The sequence below is a fragment of the Streptomyces sp. NPDC048255 genome, from assembly GCF_040652415.1.
Classification (GTDB): Bacteria; Actinomycetota; Actinomycetes; order Streptomycetales; family Streptomycetaceae; genus Streptomyces.
Map to the genome: position 1 here is coordinate 1 of NZ_JBEZMA010000008.1, position 22,802 is coordinate 22,802.

General features: G+C 71.5%; 19 protein-coding genes, 1 tRNA gene and 3 pseudogenes. 10 read left to right on the forward strand and 13 right to left on the reverse strand.

Annotated features, from left to right (window positions below):
- The 5 genes from AB0D94_RS09460 to AB0D94_RS09480 all read right to left on the reverse strand — a co-directional run.
- Window positions 1-1,485 (reverse strand): DEAD/DEAH box helicase (locus tag AB0D94_RS09460; RefSeq protein WP_362048142.1); only part of this gene is annotated, 1,485 nt, incomplete at its 3' end.
- 103 nt (window positions 1,486-1,588) lie between these two features.
- A complete protein-coding gene (locus AB0D94_RS09465; RefSeq protein ID WP_030707191.1) occupies window positions 1,589-1,795 on the reverse strand; it encodes a cold-shock protein in 207 nt (68 codons plus the stop codon).
- 274 nt (window positions 1,796-2,069) lie between these two features.
- Window positions 2,070-3,227, reverse strand: a complete 1,158-nt coding sequence (locus tag AB0D94_RS09470) for an acetyl-CoA C-acetyltransferase (RefSeq protein WP_362048145.1) — start codon at window positions 3,225-3,227, stop codon at window positions 2,070-2,072.
- A 32-nt stretch (window positions 3,228-3,259) separates the two neighbouring features.
- Complete coding sequence (locus AB0D94_RS09475; protein WP_362048148.1) at window positions 3,260-3,874, reverse strand: TetR/AcrR family transcriptional regulator; 615 nt, start codon at window positions 3,872-3,874, stop codon at window positions 3,260-3,262.
- A gap of 74 nt (window positions 3,875-3,948) precedes the next feature.
- Window positions 3,949-4,731 carry an SDR family oxidoreductase gene (locus AB0D94_RS09480; protein WP_362048151.1) on the reverse strand — a complete coding sequence of 261 codons (783 nt, stop codon included), beginning with the start codon at window positions 4,729-4,731 and terminating at the stop codon, window positions 3,949-3,951.
- A 162-nt stretch (window positions 4,732-4,893) separates the two neighbouring features.
- On the opposite strand from AB0D94_RS09480, the gene AB0D94_RS09485 reads away from it, so the two are divergent.
- From AB0D94_RS09485 to AB0D94_RS09495, 3 genes are all read left to right on the forward strand, one after another.
- Window positions 4,894-6,096 (forward strand): RNA-guided endonuclease TnpB family protein, encoded by a 1,203-nt coding sequence (locus AB0D94_RS09485; protein ID WP_362048154.1) that lies wholly within the window; start codon window positions 4,894-4,896, stop codon window positions 6,094-6,096.
- A 97-nt stretch (window positions 6,097-6,193) separates the two neighbouring features.
- Entirely contained in the window at window positions 6,194-7,339 is a 1,146-nt protein-coding gene (locus AB0D94_RS09490) for an acyl-CoA dehydrogenase family protein (RefSeq protein WP_362048157.1), read from the forward strand.
- Window positions 7,339-8,340, forward strand: a complete 1,002-nt coding sequence (locus AB0D94_RS09495; protein WP_362048160.1) for an acyl-CoA dehydrogenase family protein — start codon at window positions 7,339-7,341, stop codon at window positions 8,338-8,340. The genes AB0D94_RS09490 and AB0D94_RS09495 overlap by 1 nt, the downstream gene beginning before the upstream one ends.
- 96 nt (window positions 8,341-8,436) lie before the next feature.
- Here AB0D94_RS09495 and AB0D94_RS09500 read toward each other — a convergent pair whose 3' ends face one another.
- Window positions 8,437-9,162 carry a class I SAM-dependent methyltransferase gene (locus tag AB0D94_RS09500; protein WP_362048163.1) on the reverse strand — a complete coding sequence of 242 codons (726 nt, stop codon included), beginning with the start codon at window positions 9,160-9,162 and terminating at the stop codon, window positions 8,437-8,439.
- A 162-nt stretch (window positions 9,163-9,324) separates the two neighbouring features.
- Between AB0D94_RS09500 and AB0D94_RS09505 the strand changes: the two genes are divergently transcribed.
- Window positions 9,325-9,780 carry a hypothetical protein gene (locus AB0D94_RS09505; RefSeq protein ID WP_362048166.1) on the forward strand — a complete coding sequence of 152 codons (456 nt, stop codon included), beginning with the start codon at window positions 9,325-9,327 and terminating at the stop codon, window positions 9,778-9,780.
- A 15-nt stretch (window positions 9,781-9,795) separates the two neighbouring features.
- Here AB0D94_RS09505 and AB0D94_RS09510 read toward each other — a convergent pair.
- Window positions 9,796-10,314: pseudogene (locus tag AB0D94_RS09510) on the reverse strand (RNA-guided endonuclease TnpB family protein); the annotation flags it as partial.
- Window positions 10,315-10,321: 7 nt separating this feature from the next.
- On the opposite strand from AB0D94_RS09510, the pseudogene AB0D94_RS09515 reads away from it, so the two are divergent.
- A pseudogene (locus tag AB0D94_RS09515) lies at window positions 10,322-10,444 on the forward strand (transposase); the annotation flags it as partial.
- Between the two features lie 55 nt (window positions 10,445-10,499).
- Window positions 10,500-10,572: transfer RNA gene (locus tag AB0D94_RS09520), tRNA-Trp, on the forward strand.
- A 12-nt stretch (window positions 10,573-10,584) separates the two neighbouring features.
- Here the strand turns inward: AB0D94_RS09520 and AB0D94_RS09525 are convergent.
- Window positions 10,585-11,316: a glucose 1-dehydrogenase gene (locus tag AB0D94_RS09525; RefSeq protein WP_362048169.1), complete on the reverse strand. Its 732-nt coding sequence runs from the start codon at window positions 11,314-11,316 to the stop codon at window positions 10,585-10,587.
- Window positions 11,317-11,423: 107 nt separating this feature from the next.
- Between AB0D94_RS09525 and AB0D94_RS09530 the strand changes: the two genes are divergently transcribed.
- Together AB0D94_RS09530 and AB0D94_RS09535 are read left to right on the forward strand one after the other, a co-directional pair.
- The gene (locus tag AB0D94_RS09530) at window positions 11,424-12,011 is read left to right on the forward strand and encodes a PadR family transcriptional regulator (protein ID WP_362048172.1); all 588 of its coding nucleotides are present in this window, start codon (window positions 11,424-11,426) and stop codon (window positions 12,009-12,011) included.
- A 63-nt stretch (window positions 12,012-12,074) separates the two neighbouring features.
- Entirely contained in the window at window positions 12,075-12,599 is a 525-nt protein-coding gene (locus AB0D94_RS09535) for a pyridoxamine 5'-phosphate oxidase family protein (protein ID WP_362048175.1), read from the forward strand.
- A 37-nt stretch (window positions 12,600-12,636) separates the two neighbouring features.
- Here the strand turns inward: AB0D94_RS09535 and AB0D94_RS09540 are convergent, their stop codons facing one another.
- The 5 genes from AB0D94_RS09540 to AB0D94_RS09560 form a co-directional block, all read right to left on the reverse strand.
- Window positions 12,637-12,837, reverse strand: coding sequence for a DUF397 domain-containing protein (locus AB0D94_RS09540; protein ID WP_362048178.1), 201 nt, complete (start codon window positions 12,835-12,837; stop codon window positions 12,637-12,639).
- Complete coding sequence (locus AB0D94_RS09545) at window positions 12,822-13,658, reverse strand: helix-turn-helix transcriptional regulator (protein WP_362048181.1); 837 nt, start codon at window positions 13,656-13,658, stop codon at window positions 12,822-12,824. The genes AB0D94_RS09540 and AB0D94_RS09545 overlap by 16 nt, the downstream gene beginning before the upstream one ends.
- Before the next feature lie 223 nt (window positions 13,659-13,881).
- Entirely contained in the window at window positions 13,882-15,342 is a 1,461-nt protein-coding gene (locus AB0D94_RS09550; RefSeq protein WP_362048184.1) for a glutamate synthase subunit beta, read from the reverse strand.
- On the reverse strand, window positions 15,335-19,876 hold the full coding sequence (gene gltB, locus AB0D94_RS09555; RefSeq protein ID WP_362048590.1) for a glutamate synthase large subunit: 4,542 nt from the start codon (window positions 19,874-19,876) through the stop codon (window positions 15,335-15,337). The genes AB0D94_RS09550 and gltB overlap by 8 nt, the downstream gene beginning before the upstream one ends.
- A gap of 387 nt (window positions 19,877-20,263) precedes the next feature.
- The gene (locus AB0D94_RS09560; RefSeq protein WP_362048187.1) at window positions 20,264-20,995 is read right to left on the reverse strand and encodes a VIT1/CCC1 transporter family protein; all 732 of its coding nucleotides are present in this window, start codon (window positions 20,993-20,995) and stop codon (window positions 20,264-20,266) included.
- A 247-nt stretch (window positions 20,996-21,242) separates the two neighbouring features.
- On the opposite strand from AB0D94_RS09560, the gene AB0D94_RS09565 reads away from it, so the two are divergent.
- On the forward strand, window positions 21,243-22,229 hold the full coding sequence (locus AB0D94_RS09565; protein ID WP_362048190.1) for an ADP-ribosylglycohydrolase family protein: 987 nt from the start codon (window positions 21,243-21,245) through the stop codon (window positions 22,227-22,229).
- A pseudogene (locus tag AB0D94_RS09570) lies at window positions 22,226-22,802 on the forward strand (hypothetical protein); the annotation flags it as partial. The gene AB0D94_RS09565 and the pseudogene AB0D94_RS09570, both read left to right, overlap by 4 nt.

Sequence of the window (22,802 nt, forward strand, 5' to 3'; positions counted from 1 at the left end):
GCCGCGGCCGCCCGTGGCCGGAGCCGCGCCCGTGGCGGAGCCGGTGCGGGCCCCGCCGGAGCGGCGGCGTCCGCCGCCGCCCGCGCCCGAACCGCCCTGGCCGCCGGCGGAACGCTGGCGCGGCGGGGTCGCCTGCGGTACTTCCAGGACCACGGGGATGCCCGAGGGCGCCTTGGCGCCGGTCAGGCGGGCCAGCTCCTCGTCGGAGGACTTGATCTGCGCTGTGCGCGGGGAGATCCCGGCGTCCGACATGAGGCGGGTCATGTCCCGCTTCTGGTCGGGGAGCACCAGGGTGACGACGCTGCCGGACTCGCCGGCCCGGGCGGTACGGCCGCCGCGGTGCAGGTAGTCCTTGTGGTCGGTCGGCGGGTCCACGTTGACCACGAGGTCCAGGTCGTCGATGTGGATGCCGCGGGCGGCGACGTTGGTGGCCACCAGCGCGGTGACCTCGCCCGTCTTGAACCAGTCCAGGGTCCGGTTGCGCTGCGGCTGGGAGCGGCCGCCGTGCAGGCCGGAGGCGCGGACGCCGTCCGCCAGGAGCTTCTTGACCATGCGGTCGACCCCGCGCTTGGTGTCGACGAACATGATCACCCGGCCGTCGCGAGCGGCTATACGCGTCGCCACGGCCTTCTTGTCGGTCTCGTCCAGGACGTACAGGACGTGGTGCTCCATGGTGGTGACCGCGCCGGCCGACGGGTCGACGGAGTGGCCGACCGGGTCGGTGAGGAACATCTTGACAAGCTTGTCGATGTTCTTGTCCAGCGTCGCCGAGAACAGCATGGTCTGGCCGCCGGCCTGGACCTGCTTGAGCAGGGCGGTGACCTGCGGCATGAAGCCCATGTCGGTCATCTGGTCGGCCTCGTCGAGGACGGTGATCGCGACCTGCGAGAGGTCGGCGTCACCGCGGTCGATGAGGTCCTTCAGGCGGCCGGGGGTGGCGACGAGCACCTCGGCGCCGCGGCGCAGGGCGCCGGACTGCCGGTTGATCGACATGCCGCCGACGACGGTCGCGATGCGCAGGTTGACGGCCGTGGCGTAGGGGGCCAGGGCGTCGGTCACCTGCTGGGCGAGCTCGCGGGTCGGTACGAGGACCAGCGCGAGCGGCTGCTTCGGCTGTGAGCGGCGGCCGGCGGTACGGGCCAGCAGCGCCAGGCCGAAGGCCAGGGTCTTGCCGGAGCCGGTGCGGCCGCGGCCGAGCAGGTCACGGCCGGCGAGGGAGTTCGGCAGCGTGGCGGCCTGGATCGGGAACGGCTCGGTCACGCCCTGGGCGGCGAGGGTCTTCAGCAGCGCCTCGGGCATGTCCATGTCCCCGAACGCCTCGACGGCCGGGAGTGCCGGGGTCAGCGGGTCGGGCATGGTGAATTCTTGGGGCCTGGCAACGGGGGCGGACTTCTGCCGTCCCGCGCCAGCCTTCGGACGTCCCTGAGCCGCACCTCGACCCCGGGTGGGGCGGCGGCTGGGTCGTGCGGAGCTGGAGCTGGTCATGCGGAAATGCCCTCCTGAAACCGGCAGGTACAACAAAAAGGTCGAAACAGCAGACAAGCCGGGGCCCGCACCTCGCGGTGCGGACCCCGGCAAGCTGAAATACTTAGTTGGCGGGGAGGATGTTCTCCGCCTGGGGGCCCTTCTGGCCCTGGGTGACGTCGAAGGACACGCGCTGGCCCTCCTGGAGCTCACGGAAGCCCTGGGTGGCGATGTTCGAGTAGTGGGCGAAGACGTCCGGGCCGCCACCGTCCTGCTCGATGAAGCCGAAGCCCTTTTCCGAGTTGAACCACTTCACGGTGCCAAGTGCCATTTTAAATCTCCTGAATAGGCGGCAAAGGGCCCCATCCGGAGAGTCCGGCAAAACAATAAAAGCGCCTGAGGAACATTCCCGTCAGGCGCACATAAAGTTCATGGGTACCACAACTGCAACGCCTCAAAGCTAGCACACCTTGGCCGGAGGACGCGACGACTGGTGGGTCACATCACTCCACCGTGGTACCGCGCGCCCACGGAAGCCCGCAGGCGGGGCCGCGCGCAGGCTCCGTCGAAGGGCCGGTCGGGCGGGCCTGCCCGAGCTCCTGCGGCTACAGGCGCTCGATGATCGTCACGTTGGCCTGGCCGCCGCCCTCGCACATGGTCTGGAGGCCGAACCGGCCGCCCGTGCGCTCCAGTTCGTGGAGCAGGGTGGTCATCAGCTTGACTCCGGTCGCGCCCAGCGGGTGGCCCAGGGCGATGGCGCCGCCGTTGACGTTGACCCGTTCCGGGTCGGCTCCCGTCTCCTTCAGCCAGGCCAGCACCACCGGCGCGAACGCCTCGTTGATCTCCACCAGATCGATGTCGGCCAGCGACATTCCGGTCTTCTTCAGGGCATGGGCGGTGGCCGGGATGGGGGCCGACAGCATGCGGATGGGGTCCTCGCCCCGGACCGAGAGGTGGTGGATGCGGGCGCGCGGGCGCAGGCCGTGCTCGCGCACCGCGCGCCCGGAGGCGATCAGCAGGGCCGCCGCGCCGTCCGAGACCTGTGAGGAGACGGCTGCCGTGATGGTGCCGCCCTCGACCACCGGCTGGAGGCCCGCCATCTTCTCCAGGGTGGTGTCGCGGCGCGGGCCCTCGTCCACCGTCACCTCCCCGTACGCCACCGTCTCGCGTGCGAAGCGGCCCTCGTCGATCGCCCGCAGGGCCCGCTGGTGGGAGCGCAGGGCGAATTCCTCCATGTCACGGCGCGAGATGCCCCACTTCCGTGCGATCAGCTCGGCTCCGTGGAACTGGTTGACGGGGGCGTCGCCGTACCGTGCCCGCCAGCCCGCGCTGCCCGCGTACGGGCCCTCGGTGAGGCCCAGCGGCTCGGCGGCCTGCCGGGAGGCGAAGGCGATCGGGATCATCGACATGTTCTGGGTGCCGCCCGCGACGACCAGGTCCTGGGTGCCGGAGAGCACGCCCTGGGCCGCGAAGTGCACCGCCTGCTGGGAGGAGCCGCACTGGCGGTCGACGGTGACCCCGGGCACCTCCTCCGGCAGGCCGGCCGCCAGCCAGGCCGTCCGGGCGATGTCCCCGGCCTGCGGCCCGACCGTGTCGAGGCAGCCGAAGACCACGTCCTCCACGGCGGCCGGGTCCACCCCGGACCGTTCGACCAGCGCCTTCAGGACGTGCGCGCCCAGGTCGGCGGGGTGTACCGCGGACAGGCCGCCCTTGCGCCGCCCCACGGGGGTGCGGACCGCGTCGACTATGTAGGCCTCGGGCATCGGGACTCCTCGGATCGGGTGACGTACATCGGTCACGTACGCAGGGCGATCCCGTCCAGCACCATCGAGAGGTACTGGCGGGCGATCTCCTCGGGGCTGTGCTGTCCGCCCGGCCGGTACCAGGAGGCCGCCACCCACACCGTGTCGCGGACGAAGCGGTAGGTGAGGCGGACGTCGAGGTCGGCGCGGAAGACCTTGGCCGCGACGCCCCGCTCCAGCGTGCCCAGCCAGGCCTTCTCGAACTTCTGCTGCGAGTCGGAGAGGTAGTGGAAGCGGGGCTGCGCGGAGAGGGTCCGGGACTCCTTCTGGTAGATCGCGACGGCGGCGCGGTGCCGGTCGATCTCCCGGAAGGACTCGGTGACCAGGGCCTCGATGGTCTCCCGTGGGCCAAGACCGGCCGCGAGGACGGTGTCGTAGCCCTCCCACAGCTCGGTCAGGAAGGCGGAGAGGATCTCGTCGAGCATCGATTCCTTGGAATCGAAGTGGTAGTAGAGGCTGCCGGCGAGCATCCCGGCGGCGTCGGCGATCTTCCGGACGGTGGTGGCGTTGTAGCCCTGCGCGGCGAAGACCTCGGCGGCAGTGCGGAGGAGCTCTCTGCGGCGCTCGGGCGACGCGGTCACCTGGGGCTTCTTCTTGTTCGTCGGCACGCGCCCATTGTGGTGGCCGATGAGCAGGCGCGTGCCTGGCCCCTCCTCGCGGGCGCCACCTCGGACTCGCTCATCTAGGGGTGCTGGCTGCTGACCGAGACGGTCTCGCCGGTCATGTACGAGGAGTAGCCGCTGGCGAGGAAGACGATGACGTTGGCGACCTCCCAGGGCTCGGCGTACCGGCCGAAGGCCTCGCGGGCGGTCAGTTCGGCGAGCAGTTCCTCGCTGGTGACCTTCACCAGGTGCGGGTGCATGGCCAGGCTCGGCGCGACGGCATTGACGCGTACGCCGAATTCGGCGGCCTCCAGGGCCGCGCAGCGGGTCAGGGCCATCACCCCGGCCTTCGCGGCCGCGTAGTGGGCCTGGCCGGTCTGGGCGCGCCAGCCGACGACGGAGGCGTTGTTGACGACGACCCCGCCGCGCCCGGAGGCCTTGAGCGAGCGCAGTGCGGCGCGGGTGCAGCGGAAGGTGCCGTTCAGGGTGACGTCGAGGACGCGGGACCACTGTTCGTCGCTCATGTCGACGAGCGCGGCGGTGCCGCCGAGGCCGGCGTTGTTGACGACGATGTCGAGGCCGCCGTGGAGCTGTGCGGCGTAGTTGAAGAAGGCCTGCACCTGCTCCTCGTCGGTGACGTCGCAGGCCAGGGAGGCGACGCGGTCGGAGCCGAACTCGGCGGCGAGCGCCTCCGCGGTCTCCTTGAGGCGGCGGGCGTGGGCGTCGCCGATGAGGATGCGGGCGCCCTCCTCCAGGAAGCGGCGGGCGGTGGCGCCGCCGATCCCGGCACCGGCCGCGGCGGTGATGACGGCGGTGCGGTCCTCCAGCAGGCGGTGGCCGGCCACGTACCGGGGCTCGTTCATCTCAGTCTCCTTGCGTGGAATCCCCCGGCTTCAGCCGGGAGGAAACGCATCCGCAACTCGGAGCCGCGCAGCGGCGGAGTGTCGCTGCGTGACGCTCTGACCTGCGCTTGTCTTTGGGTCCTGACCGGCTCTAGCGTCGGAGGTGTGGGGGTTTCTACTTCTGTGAAGCGGGCGTTCAAGTACCGCTTTCATCCGTCCGATGCCCAGGCGGCTGAGCTGTCGCGGACGTTCGGGTGTGTGCGGAAGGTCTACAACCTGGCTCTCGCCGCTCGTAGCGAGGCGTGGTCGGAGCATCGGGCACGGGTGGGTTACGGACAGACCTCGGGGATGCTCACGGTGTGGAAGCAGACCGAGGAGCTGGCCTACCTGGCCGAGGTGTCCTCCGTTCCGTTGCAACAGGCGCTGCGGCATCTGCAGACGGCGTTCGCGGGGTTCTGGGGGAAGCGGGCGAAGTATCCGCGCTTCAAGTCGAAGCGCAAGTCTCGGGCCTCGGCCGAGTACACGCGCAGTGCCTTCCGCTATGCCGACGGCCGGCTGACGCTGGCCAAGATGGCGGAACCCTTGGATGTCGTGTGGTCGCGTCCGCTGCCGGTCGGTGTGCAGCCGTCCACAGTCACCGTGTCCCGTGACAGCGCGGGGCGCTGGTTCGTGTCCCTGTTGTGCGAGGACACTCCCGCCCCGATGCCGGTCACCACGAACGCGGTGGGCATAGATGCAGGGCTGACGGCCCTGGTCACCCTCTCCACCGGAGAGAAGATCGCCAACCCGAAGCACGAGCGTCAGGACCGGGAGCGCCTGGCCCGGGCCCAGCGGGCGCTGTCGCGGAAGGAGAAGGGAAGCAAGAACCGGGCCAAGGCCCGCGTCAGGGTGGCGAGGATCCATGCCCGGATCGCCGACCGCCGGCGGGATCACCTGCACAAGCTGACGACTCGACTCGTGCGCGAAAACCAAACGCTCGTGGTCGAGGACCTCACCGTTGGCAACATGCTCAAGAACCGCAAACTGGCGCGCGCCGTCTCGGACGCGGCATGGCGTGAGCTGCGCAGGATGCTGGAGTACAAGACGGCCTGGTACGGACGTCAGCTCGTTACCGTCGACCGGTGGTTTCCCAGCTCGCACCTGTGCTCGGCCTGCGGGGCTGTCGCCGCCAAGATGCCTCTGAACGTCCGTGAGTGGACGTGCGTGAACTGCGGAACGACCCATGACCGGGACGGGAACGCAGCGGTGAATCTTCTGGCCGCCGGGCTGGCGGTCCCTGCCTGTGGAACGGGCGTAAGACCTCAACGGGAGTCCTCCTCTCAGTCGGGGCGGTCCGTGGTGAAGCAGGAAGCCTCACCCGCGAGGGTGGGAATCCCCTCCCTTTAGGGAGGGGAGGAGTCAAGCGCACTCCTCGACGCTGCTCATGGCCGTACGTTAACCTACCAAACACTTGTTAGGGAAGCGTGGAGGGGGCGGGCACCTGATGGATCTGACCCAGACGGCGGAGGTGGCGGCCTTCCGGGCCGAGGCCCGGGCCTGGCTGGCCCGGCACGTGCCGGCCTCCCCGCTGCCCTCCCTGGAGACGGAGGCGGGCTTCGCGGCCCACCGGGAGTGGGAGGCGCTGCTGCACGCGGACCGCTGGGCGGTGGTGTCCTGGCCCGAGGAGTACGGCGGCCGGGGCGCGGACATCGTGCGGTGGCTGGTCTTCGAGGAGGAGTACTGGGCGGCGGGCGCACCCGGCCGGGTCTCGCAGAACGGCATCAGCCTGCTCGCCCCGACGCTCTTCGACCACGCGACGGACGAGCAGCGGGCGCGGGTCCTGCCGTCCATGGCGAGCGGCGAGGTGGTCTGGGCCCAGGCCTGGTCGGAGCCGGAGGCGGGCTCCGACCTGGCCTCGCTGACCTCGCGGGCCGAACGCACCGCGGGCGGCTGGCTGCTGTCCGGGCAGAAGACCTGGTCCTCGCGGGCGGCCTTCGCGGACCGCGCGTTCGGCCTCTTCCGCACGGACCCTGCTGCGGCCAGGCCGCACCACGGGCTGACGTACCTGATGTTCGACCTGCGGGCGGCGGGGGTGACGGTGCGGCCCATCGGCCGGCTCGACGGCAAACCGGCCTTCGCGGAGCTGTTCCTGGACCGGGTGTTCGTACCGGACGAGGACGTGATCGGGCAGCCGGGCCAGGGCTGGCGGATCGCCATGTCGACCACCGGCAACGAGCGCGGGCTCACCCTGCGCTCCCCCGGCCGCTTCCTGGCGGCCGCCGGCCGGCTCCACGCACTGTGGCGGACGGCCGGCGACCCGGCCGACACCGCGCTGCGCGACCGGGTGGCGGACGCGGTGGTCGGGGCCCGCGCGTACGAGCTGTTCACCTGGGCCAACGCCTCGCGGTTCGCGGCGGGAGAGGCAATCGGCGCCGAGTCGAGCCTGAACAAGGTGTTCTGGTCGGAGTACGACATCAACCTGCACGAGACGGCCCTGGACCTGCTGGGGGCGGACGCGGAGCTCGCCGACGGCGAATGGGCCGAGCCGTGGATCTTCTCCCTGGCGGGGCCGATCTACGCCGGGACCAACGAGATCCAGCGCGACATCATCGCCGAGCGGCTGCTCGGCCTGCCGAAGGGCCGCCGCTGATGCGCTTCCTGCTGACCGACGAGCAGTCCGACTTCGCCCGTACGCTGCGCTCCCTGCTGGCCGCCTCCGACGTCCCGGCGGCGGTACGGGCCTGGGCGGACGGGGACCACGCGCCGGGACGGGCGCTCTGGTCGAGGCTGGCGGACACGGGCCTGTCCGCGCTGGCCGCGCCGGAGCCGTACGACGGCGCCGGCCTGCTCCCGCTGGAGCTGTCCCTCGGGCTCGTGGAGCTGGGCCGGGCCGGGGTGCCGGGGCCGGTGGTGGAGAGCGCGGCCGCCTGCGTGCTGCTGTCGGAGCTGGGGGACGACGCGCTGGCGAAGCGGTTCCTGCCGGGCCTGGTCGCGGGCGGGGCCGCGGCCACGCTGACGCTGCCGGACGGGAGCCCGTACGCCCTGGACGCGGACGCCACCGCGCACTGCTTCACGGTGTCGGGGGCGGGCGAGCTGCGGCTGGCCGGCGGGCCGGGGCGGGCGCACGGCTCCACGGATCCGGCGCGCCGGCTGTTCCTCCCCCGGGCCGCCGGGGGCGAGCTGCTGGCGCGCGGTCCGCGGGTGACGGCGGCGGCGCGGACGGCCGCGCGCTGGGCGCGGCTGCTGACGGCGGCCCAGTGCCTGGGGGTGGGCGAGGCGCTGCTGGCCCGGACGGTGGAGTACGCGAAGCAGCGCACCCAGTTCGGGACGCCGATCGGCGGTTTCCAGGCGGTGAAGCACCGGCTGGCGGACACCCTGCTGGGCCTGGAGTTCGCCCGGCCCCTGGTGCGGGCGGCGGCCCTGTCGCTGGCGCCGGGCGATGTCGCGGCGGCCAAGCTGTCGGCGGGCGAGGCCTGCTACGGGGCGGCGATGACGGCGCTCCAGCTGCACGGCGCGGTGGGTTACACGGAGGAGCTGGACCTGTCCCTGTGGCTGCGCAAGGCCCGTCCGCTGCGGGGCGCGTGGGGTACGCCGTCGCAGTGCCGGGCGGAGGTCGTCCGCTGCTTCGGCAGCGAGAGCGGTGGTACGTGACGAGAGCGGTGCTCACGGGTACCGCTACGGCGGCTCACGCGGTCGGACGCGGCCGGAGGCGGTCGGAGGCGGTCGGACGCGGTCTCCGGGGCCGCGTCACACCAGGGCGACGCTGAGGCTCACCACGTACTCCTCCTCGACCGTGCCCTCGGGGAAGAGCGGGGCCAGCAGCTCCCGTTCCGCGGCGAAGTACGCGCGGGTGCCGGCCTCGCCCAGCAGCAGGAAAGCGGAGTGGCTGGCGAGGTTGGCGAGGTGCTCGTCCAGCGTGACGCGCCGGGACCACCGCAGGGAGCGGGTGGTGAACTCGCCGAGCCCCTGGGGCAGTGTGCGGAAGCTCTGCCCCTGCGCCCCGAAGAACACCCGGAGCCGTTCCTCCTGTTCGGCGATCCACGGGACGGCGGTGTCCGTGTCGTTCCACCAGATGGCGAGCGCGCCGCCGGGGCGCAGCACGCGGCGGGCCTCGGGGACGGAGCGGGCCGGGTCGGTCCAGTGCCAGGCCTGGGCGTAGGTGAGGAGGTCGAACGCGCCGGTCGCCAGCGGCAGCCGGTCCCCGTCCCCGCGTACGAGCGGGAGCTGCGGGTTCGCCCGGCGGAACTCGGCGGCCATCCCGTCCCCGGGCTCCACGGCGACGACTTCGGCCCCGCGCTCGTGCAGCAGCGCGGTGGCGATCCCGGTCCCCGCCCCCACGTCGGCCACCCGCGCCCCGGCGAGCGGCCGTCCGGCGAGGGTCTCGACCGCGTCGAACAGGGCCGGGGGGTAGCCGGGCCGGTGGGCGCCGTACAGTGCGGCGGCGGAATCGAAGGACCGGGCGCGTGTCGTCATGCGGCCATTGTTTTCGATCACATCCGCCGGCACCAGTTCGTAGAAGCCGTTCCGGATGTGATGGGATCCCCCGTGATCCGAACAGCCGCTTCGAACAACGAGTGATGAGCGGCGCGCGACGAGAACGAGGTAACGGGGAACATGCGAAGGACAATCACGGGGATGACGCTGTGCGCCGCGGTGGCGGTGCTGCTCACCGGCTGCGGCAGCGAGGACCCGAAGGCGGCCGTGGAGGGCGGCAAGCTCGCGCCCACGGGCTCGCCGTCCGCGACCCCGCCGGCCGGTTGGGGCAGCTCCTCCGCGCCGGCCAAGTCCGGCGGCGCGACCCACCAGGTCACCCTGGAGGTCGGGGGCACGGGCAAGACGGCGATCATGTACAGCGGCATCGGGAGCGGCTTCGAGCCGCAGACCCTGCCGTGGTCGAAGTCGGGCACGGCCGAACTCACCGCCGCGGAGCAGAAGGTGGGCTACCTGGTGAACGTCGTGCCGGGCACGATCACCGGCGCGGGCGGCAAGCTCCAGCAGGCCCCGTGCAAGATCACGGTCGACGGCAAGACGGTCGCGGAGAGCGACGGGGTCACGACCACGAAGGGCTGCTCGTACACCATCAAGCATTGACTTCCGCTCCCCGCCCTAAAGGGCGGGGATTCCTACCACGGTCGGCTGACCGTCTCGGTGGGTTCCTGCTTCACCGCGCTGTGCGAGCACAAGTGCCCGGCTTACCTGCGCTCGACAGGCTGACACCGCCAGTCCGGCGGCCTTGGCGACGTTGACCGCCGCGTTGATGTCTCGATCGAGGACGGCCCCGCACGCCGAGCATTCCCACACGCGGACGTGCAGGGGCTTGGGGCCGTCCTTGACGCCGCAGGCCGAACAGACCTGAGAGGTCGGCTCGAACCGGCCGATACGGGTAAAGGTGCGCCCGTACCGTGCGGCCTTGTACTCCAGCATGGCCAGGAACGCCGACCATCCGGCATCGTGGACGGACTTGGCCAGGCGCGTACGGGCGAGTCCCCTGACCGCCAGATCCTCAACGGCAATCGCTTGGTTCTCGCGAATGATCTTCGTTGAGAGCTGGTGGTGGAACTCCCGCCGCGCGTCGGCCACCTCCGCGTGAGCGCGGGCGACCTTGATACGGGCTTTCGTCCTGTTCGCGCCGCTGGTCGAGTTCAACGGCGAGAACAACCACGTCCACCTGCTCGTGAACTTCCCGCCTAAGGTCGCCCTGTCCAAGCTGGTCAACAGCCTCAAGGGCGTGTCCTCCCGCAGGCTCCGCCAGGAGTACCCCGAACCGGTTCAGGGCCGGGGCCCCGCGCTGGGGTAGTCTCCGGCCTGGCGGGGCCGTCGCACAGAGGCAGTGCGCCTGCTCCATCGCAGGAGGACGCCGGTTCGAATCCGGCCGCCCCGCCACCCGACCGTCCCTCACCCGGCGGTCGTCCCGCCGTCCACGGCGAACTCGGCGCCCGTCACGTACGAGGACGCGTCCGAGCAGAGGAAGAGGACGAGCTCCGCGACCTCCTCCGCCCTGCCCATGCGCCCCAGCGGTACCTGCGACCAGTCCCGGCCCGCGACCGCCTCGGCCACCATCGGGGTGTCGATGGCCCCGGGATGCACCGAGTTGACCCGGATCCCGTCCCCGGCCAGGTCCAGGGCCGCCGACCGGGTCAGCCCGCGCAGCGCGAACTTGGTGGAGCCGTAGGCCGCGTGGCCCGGTATCCCGACCAGTCCGGCCGTCGAGGAGATGTTGACGACCGAGCCGCCCCCGCCCGCCCGCAGCACCGGCGCCACCGCCTGGATGCCGAGGAAGGGGCCCAGCAGGTTGACCCGGAGCAGCGTCTGGAACTCCTCGTACGTCTGCCGTTCCACGTGGGCCGTGCGCCACAGGGCCGCGTTGTTGACCAGCGCGGAGATCGTGCCGAAGGCGCCGACGGCCCGCGCCACCACCTCGGTCCAGCCCTCGGGGTCGGCCACGTCGTGCCGTACGTACAGGCCGTGGTCGCCGAGCTCCGCCGCCACCGCCCGGCCCTCGTCCTCCCGTACGTCCGTGACGACGACCCGCGCGCCCGCCCGCGCGCACAGCCGGGCCCCGGCGGCGCCCTGGCCGCGTCCGGCGCCGGTGATGACGACGACCTTTCCGTCGAGGGAGACGGTCACGGCACACCCTTCCTCAGCACACGGCGAAGCTACTAATAGGAATACTTCTAGCAGTAACACCACAAGGCCGGAAGGGGGCCGCGGGGGGCGGTCGTAGACTGCGCTGCGTGGCAGACGAGACGAACAGGCGCCCGCTCCCCGCGACCAGCTGGGCGGTCCTCGGACTGCTCTCCTTCGGGGAGGAGCTCTCCGGCTACGACCTGAAGAAGTGGTCGGACCGGTCGCTGCGCTTCTTCTACTGGAGTCCGTCCTTCAGCCAGATCTACAGCGAGCTCAAGCGCCTGGAGCAGGCCGGCTACGCCTCCTCCCGGACGGTCGCCCAGGAGACCGGCACCCGCGACAAGCGGGTGTACCGGATCACCGGGGCCGGCATGGCGGCCGTACGGGCATGGGCCCGCGAGACTCCGGCCGACCCCCCGGTCCTCAAGCACGGCCCGATGCTGCGCCTGTGGCTGGGCCACCTCCTGGAACCGGAGCAGATGCGCGAACTGCTGCTCCAGCAGCAGGAGTTCGCGGAGACGATGCGCCTGCGCGCGGTGGCCGACGAAGCGGACGTGGAGGACGGCGCGGAGTGGCCGTACCCGGCGCTCACCCTCAAGTGGGCCGAGCGGTACTACACCTCCGAGCGCGACCTGGCGGCCGCCATGCTCGACGACATCGACGCCCTGACCGGCGCGAGCGGCGAACAGCCGTAGGCCGGGCGCGTGTCTGGCGCCCATCGGGCGGCGCCGGCCGCGGGCAGGCGCTTTGATGGGGCTATGACGACGAACAACTGGGCAGCGTTCGAGAAGGCGGAACCGGAATTCGCGGAGGCCGTCCGGGCCCGCTTCGCGCAATACCCGCACCACGTGCTGGGCACCCTCCGCAAGGACGGCTCCCCCCGGCTGGCCGGGCTCAATGTCGACATCCGGGGCGGGGAGCTGTGGCTCGGGATGATGGCCGGCTCTATGAAGGCCAGGGACCTCCAGCGCGACCCCCGCTTCGCCCTGCACACCAATCCGGGCGAGGGCGAGACGATGCCGGACGGGGACGTACGGATCTCCGGCCGCGCGGTGGAGCTGGTGGACCCGCCGGAGCTGCACCGGTACGCGGAGGAGACGGGCGGCCCGTCGCACCCCTTCCACCTCTTCCACGCGGACCTGACGGAGGTGGTCCACATCGCCGTCGACGGCGACGACCTGGTCGTCCGCACCTGGACCCCGGCCCACGGCCTGCGCACCCTGCGCCGCGGCAACGACGACGAACCGCCCCGCGAGGACCCCGCGGGCGCGTCGGCCGGCTGACGTTCCGGTCAGGCCCGACGACCCTTGAGGTACGGGCTCAGCCTCGGCTCCGCACGTCCGTGATGAACGACGCCCATGCGGCGGCCCGGAACGCGAGCACCGGGCCGCCGTCGGCGAGCTTGCTGTCGCGTACGGGGACGGCTCCGGGGAGGTCGTCGGACACCTCGACGCAGTCGCCGGCCTCCCCGTTGCTGTACGAGGACTTCCGCCAGGACAGGCCCTTCACGTCTGCGCGCATCTCGCGTGCTCCTCCACCGCCGACTCGATCAAGGTCAGGGACACCTCCGGCGACAGCGCAGCGGCCCTGGCAAGATCGTATGATTTCCAGTACCTCCGGACCAGGGCCGGATAGTCGAGCAACTGCCCCGAGTGGGGCCCCTCCGTGTAGGCCACGTCGGGCGCGTCGGCGAACTGCATGAGCTTCAACGACACGCCCAGGGCGCCATGGGCGCCGGCCGAGAACGGCACCACCTGCACCGTGATCCGATGCGCGCGGACAGACGCCGAGATGTGCCGCAACTGCTCGGCCATCACCCCGTGCCCTCCGACCGCCGTCCGCAGCACGCCCTCGTGCAGCACGAGCCACACCTCAGGGGTGGCCGGGTCGTCAAGCAGTCGTGCGCGATCCATGCGGGACGCGACCAGGTCGTCGACGCGCTCGGCAAGCGCGGTGGGGTTGCTGGCGCGGGTCACGGCCCGGGCGTAGTCCTTCGTCTGAAGCAGCCCGGGTACCAGCGTGGACGCGTACTGGTAGATGGCTTTCGCCAGCCCCTCCAGCTCGGCCGCGGGGGCGAAGTACTCCGCATGCTTCGACTTGAACGCCCTGGCCAGGCGATAGAAGTAGTCCCCGGTACCCAGCTCCCTGTCGATCAGCTCCGCGATCTCCGGGCGCAGTCGGCGCTGGCCGGACTCCATCTGGCCGAGGTAGGACCTGGTGGTGAAGATCAGCTCGGCCAGCGCCGCCTGGGTGAGCCCGGCCGCCTCGCGCCTGCGGCGCAGCTCTTCCCGGGCGAACTCCTCCGGCGTCTGCGCCCCGTCCTGGTCCTTCGGCTTGGCCATGAGCCAACTCCCCGCTTCCGCAGTGCCCTTGCTCCGCGAAAAGCGTAGTCCCCGCACCGCCGAAACTTCCACGGAATGGAATGGCGTGACTACAAAGAGCGAGGGCCGCAAACGCCACTGCGCCCGCCATCCCTGGTCGGGGACATGGCGGGCGCAGTGTCAGAGTTCCGCACTCCGTTGTACGGACCGTATGAGGGGTCTCCCCGAGGGGAGGGTGACGGGGTTACACCGTCAGGGAGCGGTCCGTCGGCTTGACCGGGTAGGGGAGGGTGCTCGAGCCCGTCAGGAAGCGGTCCACGCCGCGGGCGGCCGAGCGGCCCTCCGCGATGGCCCAGACGATGAGCGACTGGCCGCGGCCCGCGTCACCGGCGACGAAGACGCCGTCGACGTTGGTCGCGTAGGAGGCGTCGCGCTCGATGTTGCCGCGCGCGTCGAGCGCGAGGCCGAACTGCTGGACCAGGCCGTTCTCCTGGTCCGTGCCCGTGAAGCCCATCGCCAGGGTGACCAGCTGCGCGGGGAGGACGCGCTCGGTGCCGGGCTTCTGGACGAGCTTGCCTTCGACGAACTCCACCTCGACCAGGTGGAGGGCCTGGACGTTGCCGTCCTCGTCGCCCTCGAAGTGGGTGGTGGAGACGGAGTAGACCCGCTCGCCGCCCTCCTCGTGGGCCGAGGTGACCTTGTAGAGCATCGGGAACGTCGGCCACGGCTGGTTGGCGTTACGGTCCTCGCCCGGCTTCGGCATGATCTCCAGCTGGGTGACCGAGGCCGCGCCCTGGCGGTGGGCGGTGCCCACGCAGTCCGCGCCCGTGTCACCGCCGCCGATGACGACGACGTGCTTGCCCTCGGCCGTGATGGGGGGCGCCATGAAGTCGCCCTCCTGGACCTTGTTCGCGAGGGGCAGGTACTCCATCGCGAAGTGGATGCCCTTGAGGTCACGGCCCGGGACCGGCAGGTCGCGGGAGACCGTCGCGCCGGCCGCGATGACCACCGCGTCGAACCGCTTGCGCAGGTCGGTCGCGCTGAGGTCGCGGCCGATCTCGATGCCGGTACGGAACTTGGTGCCCTCCGCGCGCATCTGCTCGATGCGGCGGTTGATGTGCACCTTCTCCATCTTGAACTCTGGGATGCCGTAGCGCAGCAGGCCGCCGATGCGGTCCGCGCGCTCGTACACCACCACGGTGTGGCCGGCCCGGGTCAGCTGCTGGGCGGCGGCCAGACCGGCCGGGCCGGAGCCGATGACGGCGGCGGTCTTGCCCGACAGGCGCTCGGGCGCCTGCGGGGTGACGTCGCCGTTGTCCCAGGCCTTGTCGATGATCGAGACTTCGACGTTCTTGATCGTGACGGCGGGCTGGTTGATGCCGAGCACGCACGCCGACTCGCAGGGCGCCGGGCACAGGCGGCCCGTGAACTCCGGGAAGTTGTTCGTGGCGTGCAGGCGCTCGGAGGCCGCCGTCCAGTCCTCGCGGTACGAGAAGTCGTTCCACTCGGGGATCAGGTTCCCGAGCGGGCACCCGTTGTGGCAGAACGGGATGCCGCAGTCCATGCAGCGGCCGGCCTGCTTGCTGATGATCGGGAGCAGCGAGCCCGGGACGTAGACCTCGTTCCAGTCCTTCAGCCGGTCGGCCACGGGACGGGAGCAGGCGGTCTCGCGCGGGGTGGTGAGGAAGCCCTTCGGGTCAGCCATTGGTCGCCGCCTCCATCATCTTCTCGGTGGTCTCGGACTCCGAGAGTCCGGCCAGCTCAGCGGCGTCCTTGGCGGCGAGCACTGCCTTGTACGTGGTCGGGATGATCTTGCTGAAGCGGTCCGCCGCGACGGACCAGTCAGCCAGGAGCTTCGCGGCGACGGTCGAGCCGGTCTCCTCCTCGTGGCGGCGCACCACATCGTGCAGCCACTGCTTGTCGGTCTCCGAGAGGGCCTCGACGGCTCCCGCGTTGCCGACGTTGACGTTGTCGCGGTCGAGGTCGATGACGTACGCGGTGCCGCCCGACATGCCGGCCGCGAAGTTGCGGCCCGTCTCGCCGAGGACGACGGCCTGGCCGCCGGTCATGTACTCGCAGCCGTGGTCGCCCACGCCCTCCGAGACGACCAGGGCGCCGGAGTTGCGGACGCAGAAGCGTTCGCCGGTGCGGCCGCGCAGGAACATCTCGCCGCCGGTGGCTCCGTAGCCGATGGTGTTGCCGGCGATCGTCGAGTACTCGGCGAGGTGGTCGGCGCCGCGGTCGGGGCGGACCACGATCCGGCCGCCGGAGAGGCCCTTGCCGACGTAGTCGTTGGCGTCGCCCTCCAGGCGCAGGGTGATGCCCTTGGGCACGAAGGCGCCGAAGGACTGGCCGGCCGAACCCGTGAAGGTCAGGTCGATGGTGTCGTCGGGCAGGCCCGCGCCGCCGAACTTCTTGGTGACGTGGTGGCCGAGCATCGTGCCGACGGTCCGGTTGATGTTGCGGATCGCGACCTGGGCGCGGACCGGCTGGGCCGTCTCGGCGGATTCGGCGTTCAGCGCGTCGGCCGCGAGTTCGATGAGCTCGTTGTCGAGCGCCTTCTCCAGCGCGTGGTCCTGCTCGATCAGGGCGTGGCGGACCGCGCCCTCGGGCAGCTCGGGCACGTAGAAGAGGGGCTCCAGGTCGAGGCCCTGGGCCTTCCAGTGCGAGACGGCCTTGGTGGTGTCCAGCAGCTCGGCGTGGCCGACGGCCTCTTCGATGGAGCGGAAGCCCAGCTCGGCGAGGAGCTCGCGCACCTCCTCCGCGATGAACTCGAAGAAGTTGACGACGAACTCGGGCTTGCCGGAGAAGCGGTCGCGCAGGACCGGGTTCTGGGTGGCGATGCCGACGGGGCAGGTGTCGAGGTGGCAGACGCGCATCATGACGCAGCCGGAGACGACGAGCGGCGCGGTCGCGAAACCGAACTCCTCGGCGCCGAGCAGCGCGGCGATGACCACGTCGCGGCCGGTCTTGAGCTGGCCGTCGGTCTGGACGACGATGCGGTCGCGCAGCCCGTTGAGCAGCAGGGTCTGCTGGGTCTCGGCGAGGCCGAGCTCCCAGGGGCCGCCCGCGTGCTTGAGCGAGGTGAGCGGGGAGGCGCCCGTTCCGCCGTCGTGGCCGGAGATGAGGACGACGTCCGCGTGGGCCTTGGAGACACCGGCGGCGACCGTGCCCACGCCGACCTCGGAGACCAGCTTCACGTGGATGCGGGCGACCGGGTTGGCGTTCTTGAGGTCGTGGATCAGCTGAGCCAGGTCCTCGATGGAGTAGATGTCGTGGTGCGGCGGCGGGGAGATCAGGCCGACGCCCGGGGTGGAGTGCCGGGTCTTGGCGACCCACGGGTAGACCTTGTGGCCGGGCAGCTGGCCGCCCTCGCCGGGCTTGGCGCCCTGCGCCATCTTGATCTGGATGTCGTCCGCGTTGACCAGGTACTCGCTGGTGACACCGAAGCGGCCGGAGGCGACCTGCTTGATGGACGAGCGGCGCGCCGGGTCGTAGAGGCGGTCCGGGTCCTCGCCGCCCTCACCGGTGTTGGACTTGCCGCCCAGCTGGTTCATGGCGATGGCGAGGGTCTCGTGCGCCTCCTTGGAGATGGAGCCGTACGACATGGCACCCGTGGAGAAGCGCTTGACGATGTCGGCGACCGACTCGACCTCGTCGATGGAGATCGACGGCCGGTCCTCGCTCTTGAAGCCGAACAGCCCGCGGAGCGTCATCAGGCGCTCGGACTGCTCGTTCACCCGGTCCGTGTACTGCTTGAAGATGTCGTACCGGCGGTTGCGGGTGGCGTGCTGGAGGCGGAAGACCGTCTCCGGGTCGAACAGGTGCGGCTCGCCCTCGCGGCGCCACTGGTACTCGCCGCCGATCTCCAGGGCGCGGTGCGTGGCCGCGATGCCGGAGACGGGGTACGCCTTGGCGTGGCGCGCGGCCACCTCCTTGGCGATGACGTCCAGGCCGGCGCCGCCGATCTTGGTGGCGGTGCCGTTGAAGTAGGCGCCGACGAACTCCTCGTTCAGGCCGACGGCCTCGAAGACCTGGGCGCCGCGGTAGGAGGCGACGGTGGAGATGCCCATCTTGGACATGACCTTCAGGACGCCCTTGCCGAGCGCGTAGATCAGGTTCTTGATGGCCTGCTCCGGCTCCAGGCCGGACAGGAAGGTACCGGCGCGCAGCAGGTCCTCGACGGACTCCATGGCGAGGTACGGGTTGACCGCGGCGGCGCCGTAGCCGATGAGCAGGGCGACGTGGTGGACCTCGCGGACGTCACCGGCCTCGACCAGCAGGCCCACCTGGGTGCGCTGCTTGGTGGCGATGAGGTGGTGGTGCACGGCGGAGGTGAGCAGCAGCGACGGGATCGGCGCGTGCTCGGCGTCCGAGTGGCGGTCCGACAGGACGATGAGGCGGGCGCCGTTGGCGATGGCCGCGTCGGCTTCGCCGCGGATCTCCTCGATGCGCGCGGCCAGGGCCTCGCCGCCGCCGGAGACCCGGTAGAGGCCGGAGAGGGTGGCTGCCTTCATGCCCGGCATGTCGCCGTCGGCGTTGACGTGGATGAGCTTGGCCAGCTCGTCGTTGTCGATCACCGGGAAGGGCAGGGTGACGCTGCGGCAGGACGCGGCGGTCGGGTCCAGCAGGTTGCCCTGGGGGCCCAGCGAGGACAGCAGCGAGGTGACGAGCTCCTCGCGGATGGCGTCCAGCGGCGGGTTGGTGACCTGCGCGAAGAGCTGGGTGAAGTAGTCGAAGAGCAGCCGGGGGCGCTCGGACAGGGCCGCGATCGGGGAGTCCGTACCCATGGAGCCGAGCGGCTCGCCGGCGGTACGGGCCATCGGCGCGAGGATGACGCGCAGCTCTTCCTCGGTGTAGCCGAAGGTCTGCTGGCGGCGGGTGACCGAGGCGTGGGTGTGCACGATGTGCTCACGCTCGGGCAGGTCCGTCAGCTCGATCTCGCCGGTCTCCAGCCATTCGGCGTACGGGGCGGCGCCGGCCAGCTCGGCCTTGATCTCGTCGTCCTCGATGATCCGCTTCTGGGCGGTGTCGACGAGGAACATCTTGCCGGGCTGGAGGCGGCCCTTGCGGACGACCTTGGCCGGGTCGATGTCGAGCACGCCGACCTCGGAGCCGAGGACGACGAGGCCGTCGTCGGTGACCCAGTAGCGGCCGGGGCGCAGACCGTTGCGGTCGAGGACCGCGCCGACCTGGGTGCCGTCGGTGAAGGTGACGCAGGCCGGGCCGTCCCAGGGCTCCATCTGGGTGGAGTGGTACTTGTAGAACGCGCGGCGGGCCGGGTCCATCGAGGTGTGGTTCTCCCACGCCTCCGGGATCATCATCAGCACGCTGTGCGGGAGCGAGCGGCCGCCGAGGTGGAGCAGCTCCAGGACCTCGTCGAAGGAGGCCGAGTCGGAGGCGTCCGGGGTGCAGATCGGGAAGATCCGGTCCAGCGCGCCCTCGCCGAAGGCCTCGGAGGCCAGCTGGGACTCGCGGGCCTTCATCCAGTTGCGGTTGCCCTTGACCGTGTTGATCTCGCCGTTGTGCGCGACGAAGCGGTACGGGTGGGCGAGCGGCCAGGACGGGAAGGTGTTCGTCGAGAACCGCGAGTGGACCAGGGCGAGCGTCGACGCGAAGCGACGGTCGGAGAGGTCGGGGAAGAAGGGCTCCAGCTGGCCGGTGGTCAGCATGCCCTTGTAGACGATGGTGCGCGCGGAGAGCGACGGGAAGTAGACCCCGGCCTCGCGCTCTGCGCGCTTGCGCAGCACGAAGGCCTTGCGGTCCAGCTCGATGCCGGTGCTGCCGTTGGAGACGAACAGCTGCGAGAAGGCCGGCATGGTGGCGCGGGCGCCGTTGCCGAGGAGGTCCGGGGTGACCGGGACCTCGCGCCAGCCGAGGACCGTGAGGTTCTCCTCGGCGGCGATGGCCTCGATCTGCTCCACGGCGACGGCCTGTGCGGAGCCGTCGGCGGGGAGGAAGGCGATGCCGACGGCGTACGCGCCGGCCTCGGGAAGGTCGAATCCGGCGACCTCGCGCAGGAACGCGTCCGGGACCTGGGAAAGGATTCCGGCGCCGTCGCCCGAATCCGGCTCGGAGCCGGTGGCGCCGCGGTGCTCGAGGTTCCGCAATACGGTCAGCGCCTGCTCGACCAGCGTGTGGCTGGCCTCGCCGCTGAGGTTGGCCACAAAGCCGACGCCGCAGGCGTCGTGCTCGTTGCGCGGGTCGTACATGCCCTGCTGGGCGGGGCGACCGTCCATGGGCGACCAGGCGGTGTTGCTGAGGCCGGTCGCGGAGTGCGTGGATGCGGAACGCATCGGCTCTCCCGTCGTCGTCGTGGCATATGTGCATAGCCGAGGGACGACGTTGGCCCTCTGCGAAATTTCGTGCAGATTACATGATGACGACAATCCCGAGAAGCGGATATGCCATTCCAGCATGCGGACACTGCACGGGGCAGAAAAGAAGGGACCTTCGCTGACATCCGCAGGTCGTGACGACGGATGCCTCACGGGGCGAGGGTCCCGGTGCAGGGCGGGCATCATTGCCCGGAGCCCTGGTGTGATGCCCGGCGGACACGGGATCGAAACCGCCGAGTAACGAACTACTTATGTTGCCTACTGCATAGTGTCTCATTGCCTGCCCGGTCAGCCTATGGCTCCACCGATCCAGGTTCCCAGGATGTACGTCACACCGGCGGCCGCGCCACCCAGGAGGAGCTGCCGCAGCCCGCTGTACCACCAGGACCGGGCGGTGACCCGGGCGACGACGGCCCCGCACCCGAAGAGCCCGGCCAGCGCGAGCAGCACCGCCGGCCACAGGGACGTGGCGCCGAGCAGGTACGGCAGTACGGGCAGCAGCGCGCCCAGGGCGAACGAGCCGAAGGACGAGACCGCGGCGACGAGCGGCGAGGGCAGGTCGTCGGGGTCGATCCCGAGCTCCTCGCGGGCGTGGATCTCCAGCGCCTGCTCCGGGTCGCGGGACAGCTGCATGGCGACCTCGCGGGCGAGCGCGGGCTCGACGCCGCGCGAGACGTAGAGCTCGGCGAGCTCCTCCATCTCGTCGACGGGGTGCTTGCGCAACTGCTGGCGTTCTATGTCGAGTTCGGCGAGGACCAGCTCGCGCTGCGAGGCGACGGAGGTGTACTCGCCGGCCGCCATCGAGAAGGCGCCGGCCGCGAGGCCCGCCAGCCCCGTGATCACGACGGTCTGCGGGGCGACGGCCCCGCCGGCCACGCCGGTCATCAGGGCCAGGTTGGAGACGAGCCCGTCCATGGCGCCGAAGACCGCCGGGCGCAGCCATCCGCCGTTCACGTCCCGGTGGGTGTGGTTGTCGCGGTGCGCGGTGTGCAGCGGCGCCTGGACGTCAATGATGGACATGCGGCAAATCTCCCCTTTTGCTCGAACGGGGGGCGCGACACGTCCCGCTCCCCCTGAACACCTCGAACCTACGCACGATTTCCTGGCCCCGCCAGCAAGGAAGGCCGTACTTACCTGCGGTTTTGCGGGTCGGCGACCGGGTGACGGCGGTGTGCGCGGGGTGTTTCGCGACGAGCGACAAACCACATGACATGGCACAAATCCCCCAAGGGCTCAAGATGAGTCCCATCAAGTGGAGAGGCGCGCCATGGAGCTGATTGCATGCAATCCGCAGGTCCTCCTCGAACGGGCCAGGGGCGCTCTTCTGGGCCTCGCGGTGGGTGACGCGCTGGGCGCCCCCGCCGAGAACATGAAGCCGTCGGAGATCCGGGCCAAGTGGGGCCGCATCGAGGGCTTCGTGTCGGAGGACCCGGCGGGTACGGACGACACCGAGTATGCGATCTTCTCCGGGCTGCTCCTGGCCCGCCACGGCTCTGCGCTCACCGTCTCGCACGTGGAGCGGGCGTGGCACCACTGGATCGCGGACCTGGACGAGGGCCCGTTCCGGGGCGCCGGGTTCTCCGAGCGCGGCACCCTGGAGAACCTCCGCCGCGGCCTCGCGGCCCCCATTTCGGCGCAGCACCGCCACGCGTGGTCGGACGGTCTCGCCATGCGGGCGGCGCCCTTCGGGGTGTTCGCCGCGGGCCGTCCGGCGGAGGCGGCCCGGCTGGTGGCGATCGACGGCTCGGTCAGCCACGACGGGGAGGGCATCTACGGCGGCCAGGCGGTCGCGGCGGGGGTCGCCGCGGCGATGGCGGGCGGATCCCCGGCCTCGGTGGTCTCGGCGGCCCTGTCCGTCATCCCGTCCGACTCCTGGACGGCCCGCTCCCTGCGCCGGGCGGTCACCGCCGCCCCGCGCGGCGAACGGGCCGTCCGCTCGGCGGTCGTCATCGGCGGCTACCCGTGGACGGACCTGGCCCCGGAGGCGGTGGGCCTGGCGTTCGGGGCCTTCGCCGCATGCCGGGGGGAGTTCTCCGGCTCGGTCCTGACGGCCGTGAACATGGGCCGGGACGCGGACACCACGGCGGCCGTCGCGGGGGCCCTGGCCGGTGCGATGTCGGGCGCCGCCGCGATCCCGGCCGCGTGGGCCTCGGCCATCGGCCCGGTCCGGGGCAGCTGCCTCCCCTCGATGCGGGGCTACCACGTCCTGGACATCGCGGACCTCCTCACACCGGAATACGAGGCCCCCCGATGACCCCGCCCCCGCCGCCGCCCCCCTCCGCCCCGTCTCCGCCGGACCCGGCCCGGACCGGCCCCTCCCCGGCGGCCCCGGCCCCCGCCACCGGCGGGCAGGGCCCCGCGGCGACCGGCCCCCGGCCCGCGGCCCCGACGGCACCCACCGCCGGAGGCGTGGCCCTGGCCGTGGCCCTGGCCACGGAACCCCCCGCCTCCGTACCCCCCACCCCCGGCGCCGGATCCCGCATCATGATCCGGGCCACGACCCACCCCACCGCCACCGCCCGTACGGGAACCCTCACCACCGCAGCCCGCCCCCCGGACCACCTGGCCGCCCCGGCGGACGCCGCCCGTACCGGAACACGTACAGCGGCGGTCCAGGCCCCGGACCTCGCCGCCCCAGCCGGCACCGCCCGCACGGAGACACGCACCGCCACGGACCGGACGCAGGACCACCTGGCCGCCCCGGCGGACGCCGCCCGCACGGGGACCCGTACAGCCGCAGTCCCGGCCCCGGACCACCTCGCCGGCCCGGCCGACACCACCCGCACGGGGACCCGTACAGCCGCAGTCCCGGCCCCGGACCACCTCG

What these genes read in the sequence shown, in the direction of transcription:
- AB0D94_RS09465 (WP_030707191.1), bottom strand. Translation starts at nt 1,795, where the DNA reads ATGGCACTTGGCACCGTGAAGTGGTTCAACTCGGAAAAGGGCTTCGGC.
- AB0D94_RS09470 (WP_362048145.1), bottom strand. Translation starts at nt 3,227, where the DNA reads ATGCCCGAGGCCTACATAGTCGACGCGGTCCGCACCCCCGTGGGGCGG.
- AB0D94_RS09480 (WP_362048151.1), bottom strand. Translation starts at nt 4,731, where the DNA reads ATGAACGAGCCCCGGTACGTGGCCGGCCACCGCCTGCTGGAGGACCGC.
- AB0D94_RS09490 (WP_362048157.1), top strand. Translation starts at nt 6,194, where the DNA reads ATGGATCTGACCCAGACGGCGGAGGTGGCGGCCTTCCGGGCCGAGGCC.
- AB0D94_RS09495 (WP_362048160.1), top strand. Translation starts at nt 7,339, where the DNA reads ATGCGCTTCCTGCTGACCGACGAGCAGTCCGACTTCGCCCGTACGCTG.
- AB0D94_RS09500 (WP_362048163.1), bottom strand. Translation starts at nt 9,162, where the DNA reads ATGACGACACGCGCCCGGTCCTTCGATTCCGCCGCCGCACTGTACGGC.
- AB0D94_RS09505 (WP_362048166.1), top strand. Translation starts at nt 9,325, where the DNA reads ATGACGCTGTGCGCCGCGGTGGCGGTGCTGCTCACCGGCTGCGGCAGC.
- AB0D94_RS09535 (WP_362048175.1), top strand. Translation starts at nt 12,075, where the DNA reads ATGACGACGAACAACTGGGCAGCGTTCGAGAAGGCGGAACCGGAATTC.
- AB0D94_RS09540 (WP_362048178.1), bottom strand. Translation starts at nt 12,837, where the DNA reads ATGCGCGCAGACGTGAAGGGCCTGTCCTGGCGGAAGTCCTCGTACAGC.
- AB0D94_RS09545 (WP_362048181.1), bottom strand. Translation starts at nt 13,658, where the DNA reads ATGGCCAAGCCGAAGGACCAGGACGGGGCGCAGACGCCGGAGGAGTTC.
- AB0D94_RS09550 (WP_362048184.1), bottom strand. Translation starts at nt 15,342, where the DNA reads ATGGCTGACCCGAAGGGCTTCCTCACCACCCCGCGCGAGACCGCCTGC.
- gltB (WP_362048590.1), bottom strand. Translation starts at nt 19,876, where the DNA reads ATGGACGGTCGCCCCGCCCAGCAGGGCATGTACGACCCGCGCAACGAG.
- AB0D94_RS09560 (WP_362048187.1), bottom strand. Translation starts at nt 20,995, where the DNA reads ATGTCCATCATTGACGTCCAGGCGCCGCTGCACACCGCGCACCGCGAC.
- AB0D94_RS09565 (WP_362048190.1), top strand. Translation starts at nt 21,243, where the DNA reads ATGGAGCTGATTGCATGCAATCCGCAGGTCCTCCTCGAACGGGCCAGG.